The organism is Paenibacillus sp. FSL R5-0636, from assembly GCF_037974255.1.
Classification (GTDB): Bacteria; Bacillota; Bacilli; order Paenibacillales; family Paenibacillaceae; genus Paenibacillus_AQ; species Paenibacillus_AQ odorifer.
In genome coordinates this window covers 123070-145489 of the sequence record NZ_CP150232.1, presented here as the reverse complement: position 1 = coordinate 145489, position 22420 = coordinate 123070, and the positions used below count along the sequence as shown (strand labels likewise).

The 22420-nt window shown below is 47.2% G+C and carries 16 protein-coding genes, 2 tRNA genes, 3 rRNA genes and 1 other RNA gene; 1 reads left to right on the top strand and 21 read right to left on the bottom strand.

Features of this window, described 5'->3' with window-relative positions:
* Positions 1 to 74: 74 nt before the first annotated feature.
* The 19 genes from MKX34_RS00685 to rpoE all read right to left on the bottom strand — a co-directional run bounded on the left by MKX34_RS00685 (position 75) and on the right by rpoE (position 18226).
* Positions 75 to 3001, bottom strand: a 23S ribosomal RNA gene (locus tag MKX34_RS00685).
* Positions 3002 to 3140: 139 nt separating this feature from the next.
* Positions 3141 to 3216: transfer RNA gene (locus MKX34_RS00680), tRNA-Ala, on the bottom strand.
* Positions 3217 to 3240: 24 nt separating this feature from the next.
* Positions 3241 to 3317: transfer RNA gene (locus tag MKX34_RS00675), tRNA-Ile, on the bottom strand.
* Between the two features lie 46 nt (positions 3318 to 3363).
* Positions 3364 to 3480: ribosomal RNA gene (gene rrf, locus MKX34_RS00670) — 5S ribosomal RNA — on the bottom strand.
* Positions 3481 to 3604: 124 nt separating this feature from the next.
* Positions 3605 to 5162 (bottom strand): 16S ribosomal RNA (locus MKX34_RS00665).
* Together the 16S, 23S and 5S rRNA genes with 2 tRNA genes alongside form the textbook arrangement of a ribosomal RNA operon.
* A gap of 302 nt (positions 5163 to 5464) precedes the next feature.
* Entirely contained in the window at positions 5465 to 5731 is a 267-nt protein-coding gene (locus tag MKX34_RS00660; protein WP_038568084.1) for a pro-sigmaK processing inhibitor BofA family protein, read from the bottom strand.
* Positions 5732 to 5764: 33 nt separating this feature from the next.
* Entirely contained in the window at positions 5765 to 6016 is a 252-nt protein-coding gene (locus MKX34_RS00655) for a DUF2508 family protein (protein WP_036679920.1), read from the bottom strand.
* Positions 6017 to 6153: 137 nt separating this feature from the next.
* Entirely contained in the window at positions 6154 to 6753 is a 600-nt protein-coding gene (gene recR / locus MKX34_RS00650) for a recombination mediator RecR (RefSeq protein ID WP_036679922.1), read from the bottom strand.
* Positions 6754 to 6791: 38 nt separating this feature from the next.
* On the bottom strand, positions 6792 to 7103 hold the full coding sequence (locus tag MKX34_RS00645) for a YbaB/EbfC family nucleoid-associated protein (RefSeq protein WP_036679924.1): 312 nt from the start codon (positions 7101 to 7103) through the stop codon (positions 6792 to 6794).
* Positions 7104 to 7150: 47 nt separating this feature from the next.
* Positions 7151 to 8920: a DNA polymerase III subunit gamma/tau gene (gene dnaX, locus MKX34_RS00640; RefSeq protein WP_076297128.1), complete on the bottom strand. Its 1770-nt coding sequence runs from the start codon at positions 8918 to 8920 to the stop codon at positions 7151 to 7153.
* 137 nt (positions 8921 to 9057) lie between these two features.
* Positions 9058 to 9326: signal recognition particle sRNA large type (gene ffs, locus MKX34_RS00635), an RNA gene on the bottom strand.
* A 117-nt stretch (positions 9327 to 9443) separates the two neighbouring features.
* Entirely contained in the window at positions 9444 to 9641 is a 198-nt protein-coding gene (gene rpmE, locus MKX34_RS00630) for a 50S ribosomal protein L31 (protein ID WP_036679927.1), read from the bottom strand.
* Between the two features lie 121 nt (positions 9642 to 9762).
* Positions 9763 to 11040 carry a radical SAM protein gene (locus MKX34_RS00625; protein ID WP_076297127.1) on the bottom strand — a complete coding sequence of 426 codons (1278 nt, stop codon included), beginning with the start codon at positions 11038 to 11040 and terminating at the stop codon, positions 9763 to 9765.
* Positions 11041 to 11065: 25 nt separating this feature from the next.
* Positions 11066 to 12418 (bottom strand): transcription termination factor Rho, encoded by a 1353-nt coding sequence (gene rho / locus MKX34_RS00620; RefSeq protein WP_036679930.1) that lies wholly within the window; start codon positions 12416 to 12418, stop codon positions 11066 to 11068.
* Between the two features lie 164 nt (positions 12419 to 12582).
* Positions 12583 to 13836, bottom strand: coding sequence for a UDP-N-acetylglucosamine 1-carboxyvinyltransferase (locus MKX34_RS00615; protein ID WP_036679932.1), 1254 nt, complete (start codon positions 13834 to 13836; stop codon positions 12583 to 12585).
* Positions 13837 to 14024: 188 nt separating this feature from the next.
* The gene (gene fba, locus MKX34_RS00610; RefSeq protein ID WP_036679934.1) at positions 14025 to 14879 is read right to left on the bottom strand and encodes a class II fructose-1,6-bisphosphate aldolase; all 855 of its coding nucleotides are present in this window, start codon (positions 14877 to 14879) and stop codon (positions 14025 to 14027) included.
* 207 nt (positions 14880 to 15086) lie between these two features.
* Positions 15087 to 15473 (bottom strand): response regulator, encoded by a 387-nt coding sequence (locus MKX34_RS00605; RefSeq protein ID WP_036679935.1) that lies wholly within the window; start codon positions 15471 to 15473, stop codon positions 15087 to 15089.
* Between the two features lie 271 nt (positions 15474 to 15744).
* Positions 15745 to 17352, bottom strand: coding sequence for a CTP synthase (locus MKX34_RS00600; protein WP_036679937.1), 1608 nt, complete (start codon positions 17350 to 17352; stop codon positions 15745 to 15747).
* 325 nt (positions 17353 to 17677) lie between these two features.
* Positions 17678 to 18226, bottom strand: coding sequence for a DNA-directed RNA polymerase subunit delta (rpoE, locus tag MKX34_RS00595; protein ID WP_038568074.1), 549 nt, complete (start codon positions 18224 to 18226; stop codon positions 17678 to 17680).
* Between the two features lie 460 nt (positions 18227 to 18686).
* Here rpoE and MKX34_RS00590 point away from each other — a divergent pair, with 460 nt between their 5' ends.
* Positions 18687 to 19853 carry a S8 family peptidase gene (locus MKX34_RS00590; RefSeq protein WP_076297126.1) on the top strand — a complete coding sequence of 389 codons (1167 nt, stop codon included), beginning with the start codon at positions 18687 to 18689 and terminating at the stop codon, positions 19851 to 19853.
* Between the two features lie 127 nt (positions 19854 to 19980).
* Here MKX34_RS00590 and argS read toward each other — a convergent pair whose 3' ends face one another.
* Together argS and MKX34_RS00580 are read right to left on the bottom strand one after the other, a co-directional pair.
* Positions 19981 to 21666 carry an arginine--tRNA ligase gene (argS, locus tag MKX34_RS00585; RefSeq protein ID WP_036679944.1) on the bottom strand — a complete coding sequence of 562 codons (1686 nt, stop codon included), beginning with the start codon at positions 21664 to 21666 and terminating at the stop codon, positions 19981 to 19983.
* Positions 21663 to 22106 carry a DUF1934 domain-containing protein gene (locus MKX34_RS00580; protein ID WP_036679946.1) on the bottom strand — a complete coding sequence of 148 codons (444 nt, stop codon included), beginning with the start codon at positions 22104 to 22106 and terminating at the stop codon, positions 21663 to 21665. The genes argS and MKX34_RS00580 overlap by 4 nt, the downstream gene beginning before the upstream one ends.
* Between the last annotated feature and the right edge of the window lie 314 nt (positions 22107 to 22420).

The following is a 22420-nucleotide window of genomic DNA, read 5'->3' as shown; positions in this document are numbered from 1 at the left end:
TCAGTACCACAGCAATCCAAACAGGAATTTGACTCCCTGAAAACTGAATCCGAAACAAATCTGCATTCTACGTATAGGATAAGCCCTCGACCGATTAGTATTGGTCAGCTCCATGCATTGCTGCACTTCCACCTCCAACCTATCTACCTCGTCGTCTTCAAGGGGTCTTACTAATTGGGAAATCTCATCTTGAGGGGGGCTTCACGCTTAGATGCTTTCAGCGCTTATCCCGTCCGTACGTAGCTACCCAGCCATGCTCCTGGCGGAACAACTGGTGCACCAGCGGTACGTCCATCCCGGTCCTCTCGTACTAAGGACAGCTCCTCTCAAATTTCCTGCGCCCACGACAGATAGGGACCGAACTGTCTCACGACGTTCTGAACCCAGCTCGCGTACCGCTTTAATGGGCGAACAGCCCAACCCTTGGGACCTACTTCAGCCCCAGGATGCGATGAGCCGACATCGAGGTGCCAAACCTCCCCGTCGATGTGGACTCTTGGGGGAGATAAGCCTGTTATCCCCAGGGTAGCTTTTATCCGTTGAGCGATGGCCCTTCCATGCGGTACCACCGGATCACTAAGTCCGACTTTCGTCCCTGCTCGACTTGTAGGTCTCGCAGTCAAGCTCCCTTATGCCTTTGCACTCTGCGAATGATTTCCAACCATTCTGAGGGAACCTTGGAACGCCTCCGTTACTCTTTAGGAGGCGACCGCCCCAGTCAAACTGCCCGCCTGACACGGTCCCCGTACCCGGTAAGGGTACTAGGTTAGAACCTAGATACGATCAGGGTGGTATCCCAACGGCGCCTCCACCGAAGCTTGCGCTCCGATTTCTACGGCTCCCACCTATCCTGTACAGATCGTACCCAAATTCAATATCAAGCTGCAGTAAAGCTCCATGGGGTCTTTCCGTCTTGTCGCGGGTAACCTGCATCTTCACAGGTATTAAAATTTCACCGGATCTCTCGTTGAGACAGCGCCCAAGTCGTTACGCCATTCGTGCGGGTCAGAATTTACCTGACAAGGAATTTCGCTACCTTAGGACCGTTATAGTTACGGCCGCCGTTTACTGGGGCTTCGGTTCATAGCTTCGGGTTACCCCTAACCACTCCCCTTAACCTTCCAGCACCGGGCAGGCGTCAGCCCGTATACTTCGCCTTGCGGCTTCGCACAGACCTGTGTTTTTGCTAAACAGTCGCTTGGGCCTTTTCACTGCGGCCCCCTCGTGCTATTCACACTACCGGGGCACCCCTTCTCCCGAAGTTACGGGGTCATTTTGCCGAGTTCCTTAACGAGAGTTCTTCCGCGCGCCTTAGAATTCTCTTCTCGCCTACCTGTGTCGGTTTGCGGTACGGGCACCTTCTCCTGGCTAGAGGCTTTTCTTGGCAGTGTGAGATCATGACCTTCGCTACTACAATTTTCGCTCCCCATCACAGCCCAGCCTTAATGATGTGCGGATTTGCCTACACATCAGCCTCACTGCTTAGACGGACATCCATCAGTCCGCGTCACTACCCTCCTGCGTCACCCCATCGCTCATAGCGGATTACGGTGGTACAGTAATTTCAAACTGTTGTCCTTCGACTACGCCTTTCGGCCTCGCCTTAGGTCCCGACTTACCCTGAGCGGACGAGCCTTCCTCAGGAAACCTTGGGCTTTCGGCGGATCAGATTCTCACTGATCTTTTCGTTACTCATACCGGCATTCTCACTTGTGTAGTGTCCAGCGCTCTTTTCAGTACACCTTCAACCCCTACACAACGCTCCCCTACCCCAGATACATACGTATCTAGCCATAGCTTCGGTGGTGTGTTTAGCCCCGTTACATTTTCGGCGCAGAGTCACTCGACCAGTGAGCTATTACGCACTCTTTCAATGGTGGCTGCTTCTAAGCCAACATCCTGGTTGTCTGTGCAACTCCACATCCTTTCCCACTTAACACACACTTGGGGACCTTAGCTGATGGTCTGGGCTGTTTCCCTTTTGACAATGGATCTTAGCACTCACTGTCTGACTCCCGGCAATAAGTATATGGCATTCGGAGTTTGACTGAGCTTGGTAATCCTTGCGGACCCCGCACCCAATCAGTGCTCTACCTCCACTACTCTTATACCGAGGCTAGCCCTAAAGCTATTTCGGGGAGAACCAGCTATCTCCGAGTTCGATTGGAATTTCTCCGCTACCCCCACCTCATCCCCGCACTTTTCAACGTACGTGGGTTCGGGCCTCCAGTGCGTGTTACCGCACCTTCACCCTGGACAGGGGTAGATCACACGGTTTCGGGTCTACGTCCACATACTCAATCGCCCTATTCAGACTCGCTTTCGCTGCGGCTCCACCTTCTCGGCTTAACCTTGCATGTTAAACGTAACTCGCCGGTTCATTCTACAAAAGGCACGCCATCACCCATAGATCGGGCTCTGACTTTTTGTAAGCACACGGTTTCAGGTTCTATTTCACTCCCCTTCCGGGGTGCTTTTCACCTTTCCCTCACGGTACTGTTTCACTATCGGTCGCCAGGTAGTATTTAGCCTTAGCAGATGGTCCTGCTGGATTCATACGGGGTTTCACGTGCCCCGCACTACTCGGGATCCGTCTCGGAGAGAATACAGTTTAGGTTACAGGGCTTTTACCTCTATCGCGGGCCTTTCCAGACCTCTTCACCTACCATATTCCTTTGTAACTCCATGTGAGACGTCCCACAACCCCAAGAGGCAAGCCCCTTGGTTTAGGCTGTTCCGCGTTCGCTCGCCGCTACTGACGGAATCACTATTGTTTTCTCTTCCTCAGGGTACTTAGATGTTTCAGTTCCCCTGGTCTGCCTCTACACACCCTATGTATTCAGGTATGAGTAACTGCGAATTACCACAGCTGGGTTTCCCCATTCGGACACCCCCGGATCAAAGCTTGCTTACAGCTCCCCGAGGCAGTTTCGTTGTTCGCCACGTCCTTCGTCGGCTCCTGGCGCCTAGGCATCCTCCGTGTGCTCTTATTAGCTTAACCTTGATTCTTCCGAAGAAAAATCTCACTAATAACATTTACTTGTTTGCACAAGTTGCTAAAAGATGTTCTAAAACGCAAATTCGTTTCGGTATCCAGTTTTCAAGGATCAAGTTAAAAAAGTTATTCATTTAAAAATTTATGGTGGAGCCAAGCGGGATCGAACCGCTGACCTCCTGCTTGCAAGGCAGGCGCTCTCCCAGCTGAGCTATGGCCCCATAAAATCACTCTATAATGTTATATGGTGGGCCTTGGTGGACTCGAACCACCGACCTCACCCTTATCAGAGGTGCGCTCTAACCAACTGAGCTAAAAGCCCATATAACATATATAACATTGTGAATCAACCAATGAATTGGTTGTCCGCTTGGCAACGTCCTACTCTCCCAGGACCCTTCGGTCCAAGTACCATCGGCGCTGGAGGGCTTAACGGTCGTGTTCGGGATGGGTACGTGTGGAACCCCTCCGCTATCGCCACCAAACGCATGCGAAAGAGACTTGCTCTTTCAAAACTGAACACGAGTGAGTGTTCGAACCCGAAGGTTCTATTATGGAAGCTTAGCTTCCGATTTGAATGTCCTCATTGCAGAAGACGATTCTCCATAGAAAGGAGGTGATCCAGCCGCACCTTCCGATACGGCTACCTTGTTACGACTTCACCCCAATCATCTACCCCACCTTCGGCGGCTGGCTCCCTTGCGGGTTACCCCACCGACTTCGGGTGTTGTAAACTCTCGTGGTGTGACGGGCGGTGTGTACAAGACCCGGGAACGTATTCACCGCGGCATGCTGATCCGCGATTACTAGCAATTCCGACTTCATGCAGGCGAGTTGCAGCCTGCAATCCGAACTGAGACCGGCTTTGATGGGATTGGCTCCACCTCGCGGCTTCGCTTCCCGTTGTACCGGCCATTGTAGTACGTGTGTAGCCCAGGTCATAAGGGGCATGATGATTTGACGTCATCCCCACCTTCCTCCGGTTTGTCACCGGCAGTCACTCTAGAGTGCCCAGCATTACCTGCTGGCAACTAAAGTTAAGGGTTGCGCTCGTTGCGGGACTTAACCCAACATCTCACGACACGAGCTGACGACAACCATGCACCACCTGTCTCCTCTGTCCCGAAGGCCGCTGCTATCTCTAGCAGATTCAGAGGGATGTCAAGACCTGGTAAGGTTCTTCGCGTTGCTTCGAATTAAACCACATACTCCACTGCTTGTGCGGGTCCCCGTCAATTCCTTTGAGTTTCAGTCTTGCGACCGTACTCCCCAGGCGGAGTGCTTACTGTGTTAACTTCGGCACCAAGGGTATCGAAACCCCTAACACCTAGCACTCATCGTTTACGGCGTGGACTACCAGGGTATCTAATCCTGTTTGCTCCCCACGCTTTCGCGCCTCAGCGTCAGTTACAGCCCAGAAAGTCGCCTTCGCCACTGGTGTTCCTCCACATATCTACGCATTTCACCGCTACACGTGGAATTCCACTTTCCTCTTCTGTACTCAAGCCACCCAGTTTCCAGTGCGACCTCAGGTTGAGCCCAAGGTTTAAACACCAGACTTAAATAGCCGCCTGCGCGCGCTTTACGCCCAATAATTCCGGACAACGCTTGCCCCCTACGTATTACCGCGGCTGCTGGCACGTAGTTAGCCGGGGCTTTCTTCTCAGGTACCGTCACTCCGGTAGCAGTTACTCTACCGGACGTTCTTCCCTGGCAACAGAGCTTTACGATCCGAAAACCTTCATCACTCACGCGGCGTTGCTCCGTCAGGCTTTCGCCCATTGCGGAAGATTCCCTACTGCTGCCTCCCGTAGGAGTCTGGGCCGTGTCTCAGTCCCAGTGTGGCCGTTCACCCTCTCAGGTCGGCTACGCATCGTCGCCTTGGTGGGCCGTTACCCCACCAACTAGCTAATGCGCCGCAGGCCCATCCCTCAGTGACAGATTGCTCCGTCTTTCATTCTTCTCTCAGGAGAAAAAAGAAATTATCCGGTATTAGCTACCGTTTCCGGTAGTTATCCCAGTCTGAAGGGCAGGTTGCCTACGTGTTACTCACCCGTCCGCCGCTAAGTCATTTTGAAAGCAAGCTTTCAAAATGACTCCGCTCGACTTGCATGTATTAGGCACGCCGCCAGCGTTCGTCCTGAGCCAGGATCAAACTCTCCAATTAGTATTGAAAAGAGCGATATGCTCATTTTGAAACATCTGACGAGAAAATTAATTCTCTAATTTTGGATATCACTTGCGTGATTTCCCACTCACTCGTTGTTCAGTTTTCAAAGATCAATGTCTCATCTTTCGTCGTCGTTGCTTGTCAGCAGCGACCTTTATAATATATCACAGCGCCTTTGTTTTCGTCAAGCATTTTTTTAATTTCTTTTTTTGCTTGACCATTTCAGCAAGTTGTTAATCAACAGCTTGTCCAAACGGGCGAGACTTAATGTATCATATTTTTCAAAGCCACGTCAAGCATTAAAATAAAATTATTCTTAATCCGAGTAACATAACCACGCCAGGAAGCCCAAGAACCGTTACTGCGCCTATAGTTGCAGGGTTCAAAGGGATATACACCTGCGTGAGCAAACCCGAGAAGTTCACTACATATATCCCGAGTGCAGCCAATACCAAATGAACCCCAAATAAGCTTAGCCACCCAAAACCCAGCTTTTTTCTAAATACAACTAAACCTAATAAGATAACGGATAATATCAATACGCCCATAGCTATCATTCTAAGCATGTAGATCCCCCTTATACATTTATTTATAAGCCCTTATATTTGACTACTGTTCAACCCCAAGCTTTTTGCATGTTTGAGATGTATCTGATATTTACGTTCTGCAGCCTCCAGAATATATATCGCGTAATCTATCTGATCCTGTCCCAATGCCTCGTCGAACATTAGATACGCCCTCTCCCACTCTGAATGCGCCTTACGGACCTCTAAGAGGGTTTCCCATCCCTCACTTTCCTTTTTGCCTTGTTCCTTATCCACTCCCCGCCACAGCTCTCTCCACCATCCCATTTCAATTCCTCCTCAGAATAATTTTGATGCAAAATACACATCTCGTTATTCTCATTCATATCGGGATAGGGACAAACTTAGAACAAAAAAAAGGAAACCCAAGGGCTTCCTTTTTGAAAAATACCACTATAGAGCTGCTAGAATAGCTCGCGACGGCCTTCCAACGCTTTGGACAAGGTAACTTCATCAGCGTATTCAAGATCGCCACCTACAGGCAAGCCATGAGCTATCCTGGTGATTTTAATCTCAAACGGCCGAACAAGACGAGAAATGTACATCGCCGTTGCTTCTCCCTCGATGTTGGGGTTGGTCGCCATAATAAGCTCGCTTACTCTTTCATCACTCAGACGGGTCAATAATTCTTTCAAGCGAATATCATCAGGGCCGATACCTTCCATAGGTGAAATTGCACCCTGAAGAACATGGTAATATCCATTAAACTCCTTGGTTCGTTCTATAGCCACCAAATCCTTAGAGTCTTGTATCACACATATCACTGAAGGATCTCTAGTTTTGTCCTGACATATCTTACATGGGTCCGTATCCGTAATATTACAGCAGACCGAGCAATAGTGAAGATTGCGTTTGACGCTTACTAGCGCTTTTGCAAAATCAATGACTTCATCCTCTTTCATGTTAAGCACATGAAAAGCTAACCGGGCGGCTGTCTTCGGTCCAATCCCGGGCAAACGCGTAAAAGCATCGATCAGCTTAGCTAGCGGTTCGGGATAATACAAATTAATAATTCTCCTTTAGACTGAAGTGGAGTGGGCTATTAGAACAAGCCTGGGATCTTCATTCCACCAGTGAATTTACCCATGTCATTGTTAGCAAGCTCTTCAGCTTGAGTCAATGCATCATTTACAGCAGTGATTACAAGATCTTGCAACATTTCAACATCTTCCGGATCAACGGCTTCCGGTTTAATTTGAATAGACAGCAATTTTTTGTGGCCGTTTACTTGAACAGTAACTACGCCGCCACCTGATGAACCCTCAATAACCTTGCCTCCGAGTTCCTCTTGAGCTTTGAGCATTTGCTCCTGCATTTTCTTAACTTGCTTCATCATTTGGTTCATATTATTCATACTTCGTCTCTCCTTTGGAATGCGCAATTAGCGCTAGTATGTTTATATTACTCTTTTATGACAACAAGGTCTTCTCCAAAAAGCTGGATAGCCTCATCAATCCAAGGTTCAGGTTTAGCTTCTGCAGTATCGTGTTCATGCTCCAGCTGCAGTTCTTCTTTGCCAGTCTGTCCCACAGACTTCTGGGCAGCTTCATTCCAGTCACGAAGCATCATGGTTACAAGTCTATAAGGTTTGCCTAGACGCGCTGCAAGCACACTCTCAATAACCTGTCTGTTTGCCGGCTTCTCAGTAGTATCGCGGTGAATCGTGTTCTTGAATGCAACAAGCACCGCATCCTCCATAATCGATACTGGCTCACCGTCTACAAACCATGCATGAACCGTTACCTTTTCCTCTTTTACTCCCTGCAGGACAAGGCTCCACTGTTTATAGATTGCTGCAAAATCGGGACTATCTTTACCAGCAATAAACTTATCTACGTTAGGAGGCATTTTTGAGGCTGAAGAAACCCGCAGTGTTGGAACCGCGTGCGATTTCGGTGCAGGAGCACCATCACGCCCTCCTCCGGAAATACCACCGGATTGCATAGCCTGTTCCAGCTTCTTCTCCAGTGCTGCGATCTGTCTTTTGAGAAGATCCAGTTCACCAGAGTCAACGCTCGAATTATTCGCGCCTACTACGGCATTTGTTTCACCTAACGGAGCAAATGCGGCGCTCTGACTTACCTCTTGCTGCAAGCTGCAAAGCTTCATCAGCGCCACTTCAAACAGTGTCTGAGGATGTGTTGCGTATTTCATTTCACCTAGGTATTTATTGATTGTATCTACAATCTGAAATAGACGCTCCCGAGAAAATGCGGTGGCCATATCTTTAAATTCAGCAGGATTCAGCACCCGCTCTGTTAATTGATCGGCCTCGGGTACCATCTTAATCATCAATAAATCTCGGAAATAATACATGAGATTCTCTAGGCATTTATCTGCACTTTTACCTTCATGCATAAGCTGCTCAACGAGCTCCAGAAGAAGACCCATATCACCTTCCAATATGGCAGTGGCAAGACGTGCAAATTGCTCGGAGGGAATTCCTCCTGTCATTCCTAACACTTGTTCGTACGTAACATTACCATCTGTAAAGGATGAAATCTGATCCAGCAAGCTCAATGCATCACGCATACCGCCATCAGATAGACGGGCAATATACTGCAATGCGTTGTTATCCGCTGTAATCCCTTCCTTCTCACAAATAGCAGTCAGATGGGCGGTCTGTTCTTCTAACGCCACTCTACGGAAGTCAAAACGCTGACAACGGGAAATTATTGTCGCTGGCAATTTGTGAGGTTCCGTTGTCGCAAGAATAAACATCGCATGTGACGGAGGTTCCTCCAACGTCTTTAATAGAGCATTAAAAGCTTCTGTAGTCAGCATATGCACTTCATCAATGATATACACTTTACGGCGTACCTCGGTAGGTGCATACTTCACCTTTTCACGCAGATCACGGATCTCCTCTACGCCCCGGTTTGATGCCGCATCTATTTCCTGCACATCCATTACATTACCCGCAGCGATTCGCAGGCAGGATGGACATTCGTTACAAGGTTCCGGACCTGGCCCACGTTCACAGTTAACCGCTTTAGCTAAGACTTTAGCAGCACTTGTCTTACCAGTTCCCCGCGGACCGCTGAACAGATAGGCATGCGAAACCCGCTGTTCACGAATTGCGTTCTGCAGCGTTTGGATAATGTGCTGTTGTCCAACCATGTCTTGAAACGACTGCGGCCGCCAAGCACGGTACAGCGCGATATGTTCCACTATGCATTACCCTCTCTTAAGCTGCCGCTTTCCCGGCATTTGTCGCAAATTTATTATACTATATTCATCGGCTATTGACCAAAAACAAAAAGCATCTTTGCTTGTGGCAAAGATGCTATGATAAACAGAATTATAAACCGTGCACCTGTTATTGATGGCTACGATCCAAGCGGCAACCCTACATGACTGCTCGAGTTAGGCCACCCTCCGGCACAAGAGTAATCTTACTTATGGCTGCTTCCTTCCGGACCTGACCAGGTTCATAAGCACTCATTGCGGAGGACCCAACTGTCAACACAGCCCATAGGAACCAAGGCCTCACATCGATAGCACCTCTAACAGGAATTCAACCTCGCTACAGCGGATTGCGAGTTACAGGGCACCGCTACCTCCCCGTCTAGCACGGCGAAGATAAGTATAGCTCACGCTCGGACAAAAATCAACTCCAAGACATAAAATGAGCCCCTCAGCTATACAGCTGGGGGCTCAATCTAACCGTTAAGCCGCAAAGCGACTGTTCAAATTAGATACCATATTTCTTCTTAAATTTATCTACGCGACCGCCGGCATCCAGGAACTTCTGCTTGCCAGTGAAGAACGGATGGCAGTTGGAGCAAATTTCGACACGAAGCTCTTGTTTAACAGAGCCAGCTTCGAAAGTGTTGCCACATGCGCAGGTTACCTTAGTTACATTATACTTTGGTTGAATTGCTTCTTGCATTTTGAATTTCACCTCTCATGCCCTAAGCCTCATGCGGACCCAGAGTTATATGATTACACTGTGGTATTTTAGCACGAAATATCGAATTGGGCAATATGTTTCATTTTTACATTTTAGCCGCTTAAATATTGATTCCCCGCCGCTTAGCCCGCGCCATATCTGCTGGTGGCACATGTGTATAAGAGCCTATAACTACATCCGGCAGTTCATCGCGGAAAATATCAAGCATCGTCTTCATCCCAAGGATTTCACCCTGGGCAGGAGGAATCAACTCTAAGTAACTCTCCGGGTCAATATTTAGATTGCGCATCTGAATAAGCTTCAGATCAGTACGTCTTACAAACTCCAGCATCGCTTCAATCTCTTCTTCGCGATCAGTCACTCCAGGGAAGATCAGATAATTGATCGATGTGTAAACGCCCTGCGAAGCAGCATATTTCAAAGATTTCTCTACATTGGCCAATGTATAACCGCGTGGTTTGTAATAAGCATTATAATGGTCATCACGGGCACTGATTGTGCTGACACGCATCAAATCGAGCCCAGCATCAACGATTCCTCGCATATGATCGCTTAATCCCGCATTGGTGTTGATATTGATATAGCCCATATCAGTAATCGAGCGCACTTCACGAATAGCTTCTATAATAAGTTTTGCCTGCGTGGAAGGTTCCCCTTCACAGCCTTGTCCAAAGCTGATAATCGATTCAGGCGTCTTTAAATGCTCCAACATAACTTGTGAAATTTCGTTGACCGTAGGCCGGAAATTCATCCGAGTCTGCGGAGATACAAAGCCGCTATCATCAGGTTGCTCAGAAATACAGCCAAAACATCCAGCATTACATGAATAAGAGACGGGTACACCACCCTCCCAACGCCCTAAAAAGGTATTGGAGGAAGTCAGGCATTCATAGCCAAGCGCACAGTTAGAAAGATGCTCATAGAGGCGGTTATCAGGATATTTGGCTGTCATCTCACCAACGCTGACTTCAAGATCTTCTTTGTCACAATTAAGTGGATTCCATTTCTCTGGATTATCGGTAGGGTCTGCCGCAACATAGAACCCGCCATCCTTCCACACTACAGCCGAATACCCAAACAGAGGAAGCTTATAAGACTTATCTGTCTTCACATAACCAGGAAGACATAAACGAGTATAACCTTGCGGCAGCAGCGCTCCGACAGCCTGCGAGCCTTCCGGCAAAGACATCATTTCACCCGTCTCAGGATTCATACCCACAGCACGTGTACTAGGCAAGCCCACGAGCGTAGCACCTTCTGGTAATGGAATTAATTCTTCCTCCAGCATTTCAACAATCATATCCCCGCTACGAGCTAGCCCGTACAGTTCGGGATGATCATATACGTTTCCTTGCCCGTCGGCATATACCAAATACATGTTAGTCTCCTCTTATTATCAATTCTCAAGTTGTAGGTACTGAAGGTGTCTTCGCCCGCGTGGTACGACGAGCAGCTGTACCACTGTTGGAGGTGCCCCCGTTACTTGCAGTCCCGTTTGGTGTTGTTTTTGCCCCAGCAACGTCAAAGGATGCCAAGAACTCAGCATTAGTCTTCGTATCACGCAGCTTTTTGATGAATCCCTCCACAAAATCGTAGGATTCGTTCATATTTTTGCGAATCGCCCAAATCGTATCCAGTTCTTCTTTGCTCAAGAGCACTTCTTCGCGACGTGTACCTGAACGACGAATATCGATAGCTGGGAATATCCGGCGTTCCGCCAATTTGCGGTCCAAATGAAGCTCCATATTACCGGTACCCTTAAATTCTTCATATATAATATCATCCATACGCGAGCCAGTATCTATTAATGCTGTTGCCAAAATAGTTAATGAGCCGCCTTCTTCCACATTCCGTGCAGAACCAAAAAACCGCTTCGGCCGGTGAAAAGCCGCCGGGTCAATCCCCCCGCTAAGTGTACGTCCAGAGGGTGGAACCACCAGATTATAAGCACGCGCCAGACGCGTAATGCTATCCAAAAGAATAACTACATCCTTCTTGTGCTCAACTAAACGAAGTGCCCTTTGCAACACAAGCTCAGCCACTTTAATATGATTCTCTGGAAGCTCATCAAACGTCGATGCAACCACTTCGCCTTTTACAGAACGCTGCATATCGGTTACTTCTTCAGGACGTTCATCAATCAGCAATACAAAGAGCTCAATCTCAGGATTATTAGTGGAAATACTATTGGCAATTTCTTTTAAGAGGAGCGTTTTTCCTGCTTTTGGAGGTGCTACAATCAAACCCCGCTGCCCCAAACCTACAGGAGCGAGCAAATCCATTATTCGGGTAGACAAATGAGTAGGGGATGTTTCAAGCGGTAGCTTGTCTTGCGGATAAAGTGGTGTTAATGCTGGAAAATGAAGACGCTCCGCTGCACTAGCAGGGTTCTCGCCATTAACGGCATTGACTTGAAGCAGGCCAAAATATCGTTCATTTTCTTTTGGTGTCCGACATTTACCAGACACAAGATCTCCGCTTCTGAGATCAAACTTACGAATTTGTGAAGCTGAGATGTAAATATCTTCAGCACTGGGCAAATAGTTAATTGGCCTAAGAAATCCATAGCCCTCAGGCAAAATTTCTAGCACGCCTTCCATAAACATGAGACCGCTCTGCTCTGCCTGTGCCCGAAGGATCGCAAAGATCAGTTCCCGTTTCTTCAGCTGTCCGTAATAAGGGATCTGGTATTTCTTGGCCAGCTTATATAACTCGGTCAGCTTCATTTCTTCCAGATCGGAAATTTGAAGATCCATGTAATAACCACCTATTCAATTTTTAAATGAGTTCTTCCTAGTCTATCTACTAGGCAAAAATATGATTCTATTAAAATGCTCATTAGGTTAGTATTACCCCAAATGGAAGGAAATATGCGGTTTGGCTGCAAATTAATACTCCTTCCAAGCGGGATATCCTAATATTATTCATTCTCACGCCAAACATGAGCCCCAAGTTGCCGAAGGTTGCTCACTAAATTATCATAACCACGATCAATATACTCTACGCCGGTCACTTCAGTAATACCATCCTCTACTGTTAACCCGGCAATGACAAGGGCTGCACCCGCACGCAGATCAGCTGCCTTTACTTTTGCAGCATTAAGTTTACTGCCCTCAATAATTGCAGATCGGCCTTCAACACGAATCTTTGCGCCCATTCTTACCAACTCTGGCACATGCTTGAAGCGGTTGCTGTAAACGAAATCGCTAAGCACACTAACCCCTTCTGCCTGTGTCAGCATACTTGTCATAGGAGATTGTAAATCTGTAGGAAATCCAGGATAGGTCAGCGCTTTAACATCTGCATGTTCATAATTAGCTCTACCTATAACTCGGATACTTTCATCAAGCTCTTCAATATCCACGCCCATCTCTAAAAGCTTGGCTGTTAAGGCTTCCAAGTGCTTAGGAATAACATTATCTATCAACACATTACCACGCGTAGCCGCAGCGGCAATCATATAAGTTCCTGCTTGAATCCGATCGGGAATAATGGAATGACGGCAACCGTGCATTTCCGAGACCCCTTCGATCCGGATGGTTTCTGTACCAGCGCCTTTAATAACAGCGCCCATAGAGTTCAATAGGGTAGCTACATCTATAATCTCAGGCTCTTTAGCCGCATTTTCAATAATTGTAGAGCCTTTGGCTCGTGAAGCCGCCAGCATGATGTTTATAGTGGCACCTACGCTTGATACGTCCAGATAAATCTTCGCACCGCGTAGCTCTTTTGCATATAAATGGATAGAACCATGTTCGTTGGTAACTGTTGCTCCTAAAGCCTCGAAACCCTTGATATGTTGATCAATTGGACGAGGTTCAAAATTACAGCCACCAGGAAGACCTATTGTCGCTTCTTTGAATCTTCCAAGCAGAGCTCCCATCATATAATACGAAGCTCTAAGTTTCTTAACCGGCCCATTGGGCATTGGAATAGATACAATACGTGAAGGGTCAATTCTCATCTGATTGCCTGACCAGGATACATTAGCGCCAAGCTCTTGCAAGATTTCGGAGTAAACGGCTACATCACTAAGGGACGGTAAATTATCCAGAACAACTTCAGATTCGGCCAAAATTGCCGCAGGAATAAGCGCAATGGCACTATTCTTTGCTCCACTGATGGTTACAACGCCCTCTAGCGGACGTCCACCGCCAATCATTAATTTTTCCATAGATTTATCAATTTCCCCCTACGTGTATTGCAGCTGGGTGGGCAATACGTGCTGTGGACTTTTAGTGATGAAAATGGAAAGACACCGGCTAAGCGGTGTGCTTTCCTCATCAAACTATTCAACTGGACAGAGTAATAGCCCTATCCTTTAACAAATTGCTTGTCCACCTGAGGCGGAAGCTACAATGATTAGGCTTTGTTGTTGGATCCAAATTCGCGAATTTTACCAATAACGGTTTCTTTGATTGCATCGCGACCTGGTGCGATGAATGTACGTGGATCGTAAGCATCAGGTTTAGCAGCTAGAACTTCGCGAACCACTTTTGCGAACACGATTTGGTTCTCAGTGTTCACGTTGATTTTGGAAGTACCCAGGGAGATGGCTTTCTTGATGTCATGTTCAGGAATACCTGTACCACCATGAAGAACCATTGGGATGTTAGTAGCGTCACGGATTTCTTCCATTTCTTTGAATCCGAGGTTAGGCTCGCCATGGTAAGGTCCATGAACGGAACCAAGTGCAGGAGCCAGGGTGTCGATACCTGTTTCTTTCACAATACGTACGCACTCATCAAGCTTAGCATACATGATGCCGCCGATAACGTCGTCTTCTTGTCCACCAACAGTACCTACTTCAGCTTCTACAGAAACGCCTTTAGCGTGAGCATATTCAACGACTTTTTTAGTCATATCGATGTTCTCATCGATTGGGTGATGGGAACCGTCGATCATTACGGATGTAAATCCAGCATCAATTGCTGCTTTACATTTATCAAAGCTAGATCCATGGTCAAGGTGGATAGCTACAGGAACAGTGATATTCATGTCAATAATTAGACCTTCAACCATTTTAACAACAGTAGTGAAGCCGCCCATGTGGCGTGCTGCGCCTTCAGATACACCAAGGATTACTGGTGATTTTTCTTGTTCAGCGGCACCAAGAATAGCTTGAGTCCACTCCAAGTTGTTAATGTTGTACTGACCTACTGCATATTTTCCTTCAAGTGCTTTGTTCAACATGTCTGTCATAGATACTAATGGCATGGTTTCATCCTCCTAAGAATGTTGGTTGGCTATGTTTTTAAACCGACATCACATACAGGCTTATTATAGCACATCCTGTGTCAAATACTAAATAGGGTAAACAAAAAAATGTCCCGGTGGGACGATTTTTATCCAGCCCATATAGCAATTAGACTCATCCTCTTCGGAGTCACCACGCGAAATAGGACCGATACAGAAATCACCGTTCTAACTGCATTGATCCACAGACTTGTTATGAAGATGCATGTTTACCGCTACGCGCATTTCGTCTATGTCGAACGGCTTTGTAAAATGCATTAACGCCCCTAGCTTGGTCGCCTCCTTAATCATGTCCAGTTCACCATATGCCGTCATCATAATGACCTTAATGGACGGATTGATCTCCTTTAGATGCTTCAGGATCTCGAGTCCATCCATTCCCGGTATTTTCATATCGAGTAAGACCAAATCGGGTGACTCGCTGCGAACAATGTCTAATGCCAATTTTCCGTTAGCCGCTTGAAATGTTGTATATCCCTCACTATTGAACACTTCCATAAGAAGAATCCGGATCCCGTTCTGATCATCGACAATTAATACTTTCTTCTTTTCCATACGATACCCTCCCAGAAATTAAGGCAGATTGACTATACCGCGCTCTCCACAGCGACCGGCCCCTTTAGAAACTACTCCATACGAAACCTATTATTCGTGCTTTACTGTCCAAATCCTGCTAATTGGATAAAATGGGTAAATAAAGAGTCTAAAATGAAATAAATGTCAGTTACAATATTTCTATTAAAGGGTAATACAAAAAGAGAGCCTTCGGATGAAGGCTCTCTTAGACTATTTAAGAACCGATGGGTTCTTTCTGTCTGTGTATAAATTACTGCTGCTCGGAATGCGTCAAAGAGGCTTTGACAAATTCACGGAATAGCGGTTGCGGACGGTTCGGACGTGAAGTGAATTCCGGGTGGAATTGAACCGAGAGGAACCACGGATGCTCTGGAAGCTCTACGATCTCAACTAGACGGCCATCCGGAGAAGTTCCGGAGATAACCAGTCCCGCTTTTTCAATTTCATCACGGTAAGTATTGTTGAACTCATACCGGTGACGATGACGCTCATATACCAGTTCATCATCATAGCAAGACATTGCCAGAGAGTCCGGAATAATCTTACAAGGATACAACCCAAGACGCATAGTGCCACCCATATCTTCAATATCTTTTTGCTCAGGAAGCAAATCAATCAATGGATATTGTGTATTTGGATCGATTTCGGAGCTGTTTGCACCTTGTAGTCCAAGAACAGAACGGCCATATTCAATTACAGAAACCTGCATTCCAAGGCAAATACCAAAGAAAGGTATCAATTGCTCACGGGCATAACGAATAGCGGAGATTTTACCTTCGATTCCCCGATCACCGAAACCACCAGGAACAAGAATACCGCCAATGCCACGCAGCATTTCGTCCACGTTCTCATCCGTAATTTCCTCTGCGTTCACCCAGCGGATCTTAACCTCTGCATTCGCAGCAAAACCTGCGTGTGAAAGTGATTCAACAACGCTCAAATAAGCGTCATGCAGTGCTACGTACTTACCTACAATTGCTATTTCTACTGTCTTCTCTAATTTCTGAATCCGGCTAAGCATACTTTCCCATTCGCGCATATCTGGCGCAGGTGTTGTAAGCTTCAAATGATTAACAACAATCTCGTCCAATCCTTCATCACGAAGGTTCAATGGAACTTCATATAACGTCGAAGCATCGCGGCATTCCACAACAGCATTAGCATCAATATCGCAAAAGAGTGCGATTTTGGCTTTCATATCTGCGGAAAGCTCATATTCCGTACGGCACACGATGACATTCGGTTGAATACCGATACTGCGCAGCTCTTTAACGCTATGCTGTGTCGGCTTCGTCTTCACTTCACCAGCAGCCTTGATATAAGGAATCAAGGTTACGTGGATATACATCACATTTTCCCGGCCAATATCACTCTTGATTTGACGAATCGCTTCCAGGAACGGAAGACTTTCAATATCCCCTACAGTACCGCCGATCTCTGTGATAACAACATCAGAGTTAGTCTCGCGGCCCGCGCGGAACACGCGTTCTTTGATCTCATTCGTAATATGCGGGATAACTTGTACAGTTCCACCCAAGTACTCTCCACGACGTTCCTTGCTGATTACGGATGAATAGATCTTACCTGTCGTCACATTGCTGTTCTTCGACAGATTGATATCAATAAACCGTTCATAGTGCCCAAGGTCAAGGTCAGTCTCTGCACCGTCATCCGTTACGAAGACTTCTCCGTGCTGGTAAGGGCTCATTGTTCCAGGGTCTACGTTAAGATACGGATCAAATTTCTGAATCGTTACCTTTAGACCTCTGTTCTTGAGCAGCCTGCCCAGCGAAGCGGCGGTAATGCCTTTACCCAGGGAAGACACAACGCCACCCGTTACAAAAATATACTTTGTCACTGTAAAACCCTCCTAAATAAAGTCCAAACATAAAAGCGGCACATGGTGTTTATCGTAACCCGTTTTACTATCATCAAAACAGGGGAAATCAAAAGTTTAATTCACCGGGGAAAACATAAAACGTCATCCCGCAAATTCCATTAATCTACAGCTACTTTGCATCTAAAAAAACAAAAAAGTGACACCCGTAGAACCGGGGCACTTTTTATTTTAGAAAACACGTTTATTAACTTACATGATAAGCCCATGCAATAGTTTACTCTGACGATCCCCCACTGTCAAGGGAGGAATTATGCCACAGACAAGACTCTTCTGATTATTGATCTTACTTGTCATCCTCGGAATCTTCATCGTCGCTATCTTCTGCATCGTCTTCGTCCGTATCGTCTTCGTCTATGTCATCTTCATCGATCACGACATCTTCGTCGACTTCTTCTTCGCTGTCGTCGTCAGAATAGAGGTCGTCGCGATCTTCATCGATAGCGTCGAAATCCTCTTCTTCAGCTGTGTAGTTTTCTTCTTCATCAGCAAAATCGTCATCTTCCAAATCATCGTCTTCATCGTTGATGATGCGCACCCGTTTAGTGTTACCAACCGGATCATCGGAGCGCTCTAGAGGATACCAGCGTTTCAGTCCCCAAAGGTTGGTTCCGACACAGGCAAAACGCCCGTCAATGTTAATCTCGGTATATAACTGGGCAATAGTATCTTGGCTTTCTTGATCGGTCATACCGCGTAACTTGGCTACCTCGACCATCAGATCACGGTAATAATACGGTGTATTGGCTGCTTTAAGCACCAGAAAGGCAAGATCCACCATTGGCATTTCTTTAACTTTCTCAGGGTCTAGCTTTAAATTGAGTGGCGTACTCACTAAAGGACACTTCCTCTCACGCATTGTTCACATTACGGTTTATTTCAATAATATCCATTAACAAAACTAAGTAAAACCTATTTAACAACAAAATGCAAGTCAAATGCAAGAACCGCCCAACAGAAAAAGCCTCCTGCTTATTATCCATACAGGAAACCTGTCTTCATCAAGAAGAGTTGATATGTAATTGTAGCAAGGGTCGCCGCACCCAAAGTTTTTAGAAATGGGATTTAAAAAGGCGGAGGAAGACCTCCGCGCATGACTGTATCCACGCCAAGGATCGGCTCCTTACGGGATGTTACAAAGAGAGTTTTAATCTCTTCTGTTTATTTTATGTAAAGCGCCGTCTTTTGACACGCTGGGCAGCCCATTTCCTTAAAAAAGGGCAAGTTCCCATTCGGACCCCTCCCTCCGCTCATACAATATGGCAGCAGGGCACCGAGGGGGGACAGCGAAACCTATGGACTATTACAAATTTTGGAACATGCTTCTTGAAGAAATATCGGTTGCCCCAAAAAATGGTGAGCGGCGTATTCTTACCTTCAACGATCCCCGCCAGTATGCCGGAGCTTTCTCCCAATGGAAGGCTCTAAAAGCAAAGCAGCCCGAGCTGCGTCAAGTACAGGCATCTCCGCTGATTCGGGCCTTCTTCGTGCCCGCTGCCGCCGGAAAGCTGATGAACCGATTTGCAGACCTTCTAAACGTCGAAGACGATCTGCAGATTCAAATTCATTCTATAGCTAACGAAAAGAGCGGAATCGCCGCCCTCCCTTGGGGGGTGAAAGCGATTCATGCTCCTCAGGCATGGTCTAAATCAACCGGAGTTCACGTCAAAATCGGCGTCATTGACACCGGCGCGGATTACCGTCATCCCGATCTGAAGCATTCATTAGCCTCTGGAGTCAACCTACTACACCGCGGGATGCTGCCGCTGGATGATAACGGGCACGGAACTCATATCGCCGGAACCTTAGCGGCAGCAGGGGGAAATCGCGGAATGATGGGAGTGGCGCCGCGAGCGCTGCTATATCCAGTCAAGGCCTTTGATCATAGTGGATCAGCATATGTGTCCGATATTGTGCTAGGTATTGATTGGTGTGTGCAGAACCGAATCGACGTCATTAATATGAGCTTTGGAATGAAGACTAGAAGCAAGGCGCTCCACAATGTGGTTATAAAAGCATATCGGGCCGGAATCGCCGTCATTGCCTCCTCTGGGAATGACGGCAAACGTGGCGGGGACTATCCCGCACGTTATCCCGAGACGATAGCCGTGGGCGCCATCGATAAAAGACACCGGGTTGCCGGCTTCAGCAATCGCGGTTCATATATCGATGTATACGCGCCCGGCGAAGGCGTGCCCTCCTGCTGGCTGAAGGAGGGCTACAAAGAAATGAGCGGCACCTCCATGGCGACCTCGCATGTCACGGGAGCCGCCGCACTGCTGCTCGCACTGCGACCGGGCCTCACGCCAAGGGAGCTGAAGCTGCTCTTGCGCCGCACCGCGTCCCCGGTGCGGCTACGCAAGGGGCAACGCCGCGCATCCCTAGGCGGCGGCTCTGCCGATGCCCTGCGACTGCTGAGAGCAGGAGTAAGGGCGAAGCGTTCGGTCTCCGCGAACGTGTAGACCCCGCCCGGGCACCGGGTGGGTCACTCTGACGTGAGCGCAGCTGATGCCGGTGCGAAGAACGGCAGCAAAGAAAAATCCGCCCCCAGGAAACCGGAAGGCGGATTTTTTGTCGTTTGCTGTTGATTTACATGCGATCCGGTGCAGAAACTCCGACAAGACGCAGTACATTGGCAATAGTAGTACGCGTTGCGCCAAGCAATGCAAGACGCGCCACGGTTTGAGCAGCATCCTCAGTAATTACACGTTCAGCTTTGTAATAACTGTGGAACATCGCAGCCAGCTCATATACATAACGGATGAGGCGATGTGGAGCATAACCTTCAGCCGCAACAGCGATTTCTGCCGGGAGCTCACCAATTTTTCGCAGCAGGTCATATTCATGCACTGCTGTCAGCTTGGAGAAGTCAATTTCAGCGTAATCAGGGATAGAAATCCCTTGCTCCTCTGCCTGACGGAAAATACTGCAAATACGGGCATGCGCATATTGAACATAGAATACAGGATTTTCATTAGAAGTAGAGATCGCCAAATCCATATCGAAATCAAGATGAGAATCCATGCTGCGCATGGTGAAGAAATAACGAATCGCATCGATTCCTACTTCCTCCATCAAATCTTCCATCGTAACCGCTTTGCCGGTACGTTTGGACATTTTGACCTTTTCACCATTCTGGAACAGGCTGACCATCTGAGCAATCAGAACCACTAGCTTCTCAGGATCATTGCCAAGGGCTGACATTGCCGCCTTCATCCGCGGAATATAACCATGGTGATCAGCGCCCCAAATGTTAATCATTTTATCGTAACCGCGGCCATACTTATCGCTGTGATAAGCAATATCCGGGGTAAGGTAGGTATATGTGCCATCATTTTTGATCAAGACACGGTCTTTATCATCGCCGTATTTTGTCGTTTGCAGCCAGGTTGCCCCATCTTGCTCGTACACTTCTCCACGATCACGGAGCTCGTCCAGCGAGCGCAGTACTTCTCCGTTCTCATACAGCGAGGTTTCACTGAACCAGATATCGAAGTTTACACGGAAAAGACCTAGATCACGTTTGATTTTATCCAACTCTTTATTAAGTCCATAGGTCCGGAAAAAAGCAGCACGCTCACTAGGGCTCATCTCGAGCAAGGTATCGCCCTTTTCTGCCACAAGCTCCTTCGCAAAACCCTTAATATCCTCACCATGGTAACCATCTTCCGGCATTTCTGCCTCTTGACCCAGCTCCTGCAGGTATCTGGTTTCAATGGATTTACACAGATTAGCCACTTGGTTACCGGCATCATTAATATAATATTCCCGGGTCACCTCATAACCTGCATAATCAAGCACATTACACAGCGCATCACCGACAGCAGCACCACGGGCATGCCCTAAATGTAGGCTACCTGTTGGATTGGCACTGACGAACTCCATTTCAACCTTCTGACCTTGACCCAGATTAATACGGCCATAGTCATCCCCCTGCTCAGCAACAAGGCTGATGATTGGGTACAAGTAGTTCTTAGACAGGGTAAAGTTAATAAAGCCTGGTCCTGCAATTTCCGCTTTCTCAATAGAAGCTCTGCTCGTATCCAAATGCTCAATAATAGCTTCAGCAATCTGGCGTGGATTACGTTTAGCAATTTTGGTCAGCTGCATAGCAGCGTTCGTAGCCAAATCACCGTGCGCCTTATCTCTTGGTACTTCCAGTACAATATCCGGAACCTCTTCCGGTGCAACCAGCCCAGCATTCACAATCGCATCGGCGATGGCTTCTTTTACCCGTTCATTTACAAGCTCTAACGGATTCTTACTATGTGTCATAATTTCGGTTCCTCCTGTATATGCAAACTAATAGCGAACTTTCCTGTCAATTCCTCGTAAACGTACAAATCATATTCCCAGGCAACCGTTAAAGAGCGCCCTTCGCGCACAACTTCCAGCTTGTTCGTTTCCGTAGAAAGATTGAACTGCGTATATGGCGAGCGGTAGAATCCTGGCAGACGCCGTCCAGCTTCAAAGCTCTGCTCTGACTGAATCCCGCCATGGCGGATTAGCTTCAGTTGATTACCTGCAATCTTTATCGTTGTACGAACAGAAACTTCCTCCCCGCGAGGACCCTGCTCTAATTCTTCATATTGAATATATAGATGCGGTCCTTTGGATGTTACTTCTCCATTCGCTTCCATAACATTTCGCTGACCATCTTGAAGGCTCACGAGCGTAATAGAGACATCATATTTGTCAGACTGTATTTCAGGCATCACACGTTCCTCCATTCTGCAAGCCTCTGCATTCTGCATAAGAAAAACGTCTAATGGCAAAGCTTAAACATTTTTATATTAATCAAAGGCCTATTTCGCTTTCCCATTGTACACTATAATCCAGTTCAAAGAAGCATTTCAATACAGAATCAAGCATATCTTCATAAGCACATAAAATATTACCATATTGATGATTAAAAGCACACTTTGAACGTCCATTCTCTATGTATATCATTTACTTCGATAATATTTGCACTTACCAAGCACCTATCGGACATAAATGACCCTATGCGCAGTATGATTCCATATTTGGT

Excerpts from the sequence above, each read along its gene's own strand:
- MKX34_RS00660 (WP_038568084.1), bottom strand. The coding sequence starts at position 5,731 with ATGCTTAGAATGATAGCTATGGGCGTATTGATATTATCCGTTATCTTA.
- MKX34_RS00655 (WP_036679920.1), bottom strand. The coding sequence starts at position 6,016 with ATGGGATGGTGGAGAGAGCTGTGGCGGGGAGTGGATAAGGAACAAGGC.
- MKX34_RS00645 (WP_036679924.1), bottom strand. The coding sequence starts at position 7,103 with ATGAATAATATGAACCAAATGATGAAGCAAGTTAAGAAAATGCAGGAG.
- rpmE (WP_036679927.1), bottom strand. The coding sequence starts at position 9,641 with ATGCAAGAAGCAATTCAACCAAAGTATAATGTAACTAAGGTAACCTGC.
- MKX34_RS00625 (WP_076297127.1), bottom strand. The coding sequence starts at position 11,040 with ATGTATTTGGTATATGCCGACGGGCAAGGAAACGTATATGATCATCCC.
- rho (WP_036679930.1), bottom strand. The coding sequence starts at position 12,418 with ATGGATCTTCAAATTTCCGATCTGGAAGAAATGAAGCTGACCGAGTTA.
- MKX34_RS00615 (WP_036679932.1), bottom strand. The coding sequence starts at position 13,836 with ATGGAAAAATTAATGATTGGCGGTGGACGTCCGCTAGAGGGCGTTGTA.
- fba (WP_036679934.1), bottom strand. The coding sequence starts at position 14,879 with ATGCCATTAGTATCTATGACAGACATGTTGAACAAAGCACTTGAAGGA.
- MKX34_RS00605 (WP_036679935.1), bottom strand. The coding sequence starts at position 15,473 with ATGGAAAAGAAGAAAGTATTAATTGTCGATGATCAGAACGGGATCCGG.
- MKX34_RS00590 (WP_076297126.1), top strand. The coding sequence starts at position 18,687 with ATGGACTATTACAAATTTTGGAACATGCTTCTTGAAGAAATATCGGTT.
- argS (WP_036679944.1), bottom strand. The coding sequence starts at position 21,666 with ATGACACATAGTAAGAATCCGTTAGAGCTTGTAAATGAACGGGTAAAA.
- MKX34_RS00580 (WP_036679946.1), bottom strand. The coding sequence starts at position 22,106 with ATGCCTGAAATACAGTCTGACAAATATGATGTCTCTATTACGCTCGTG.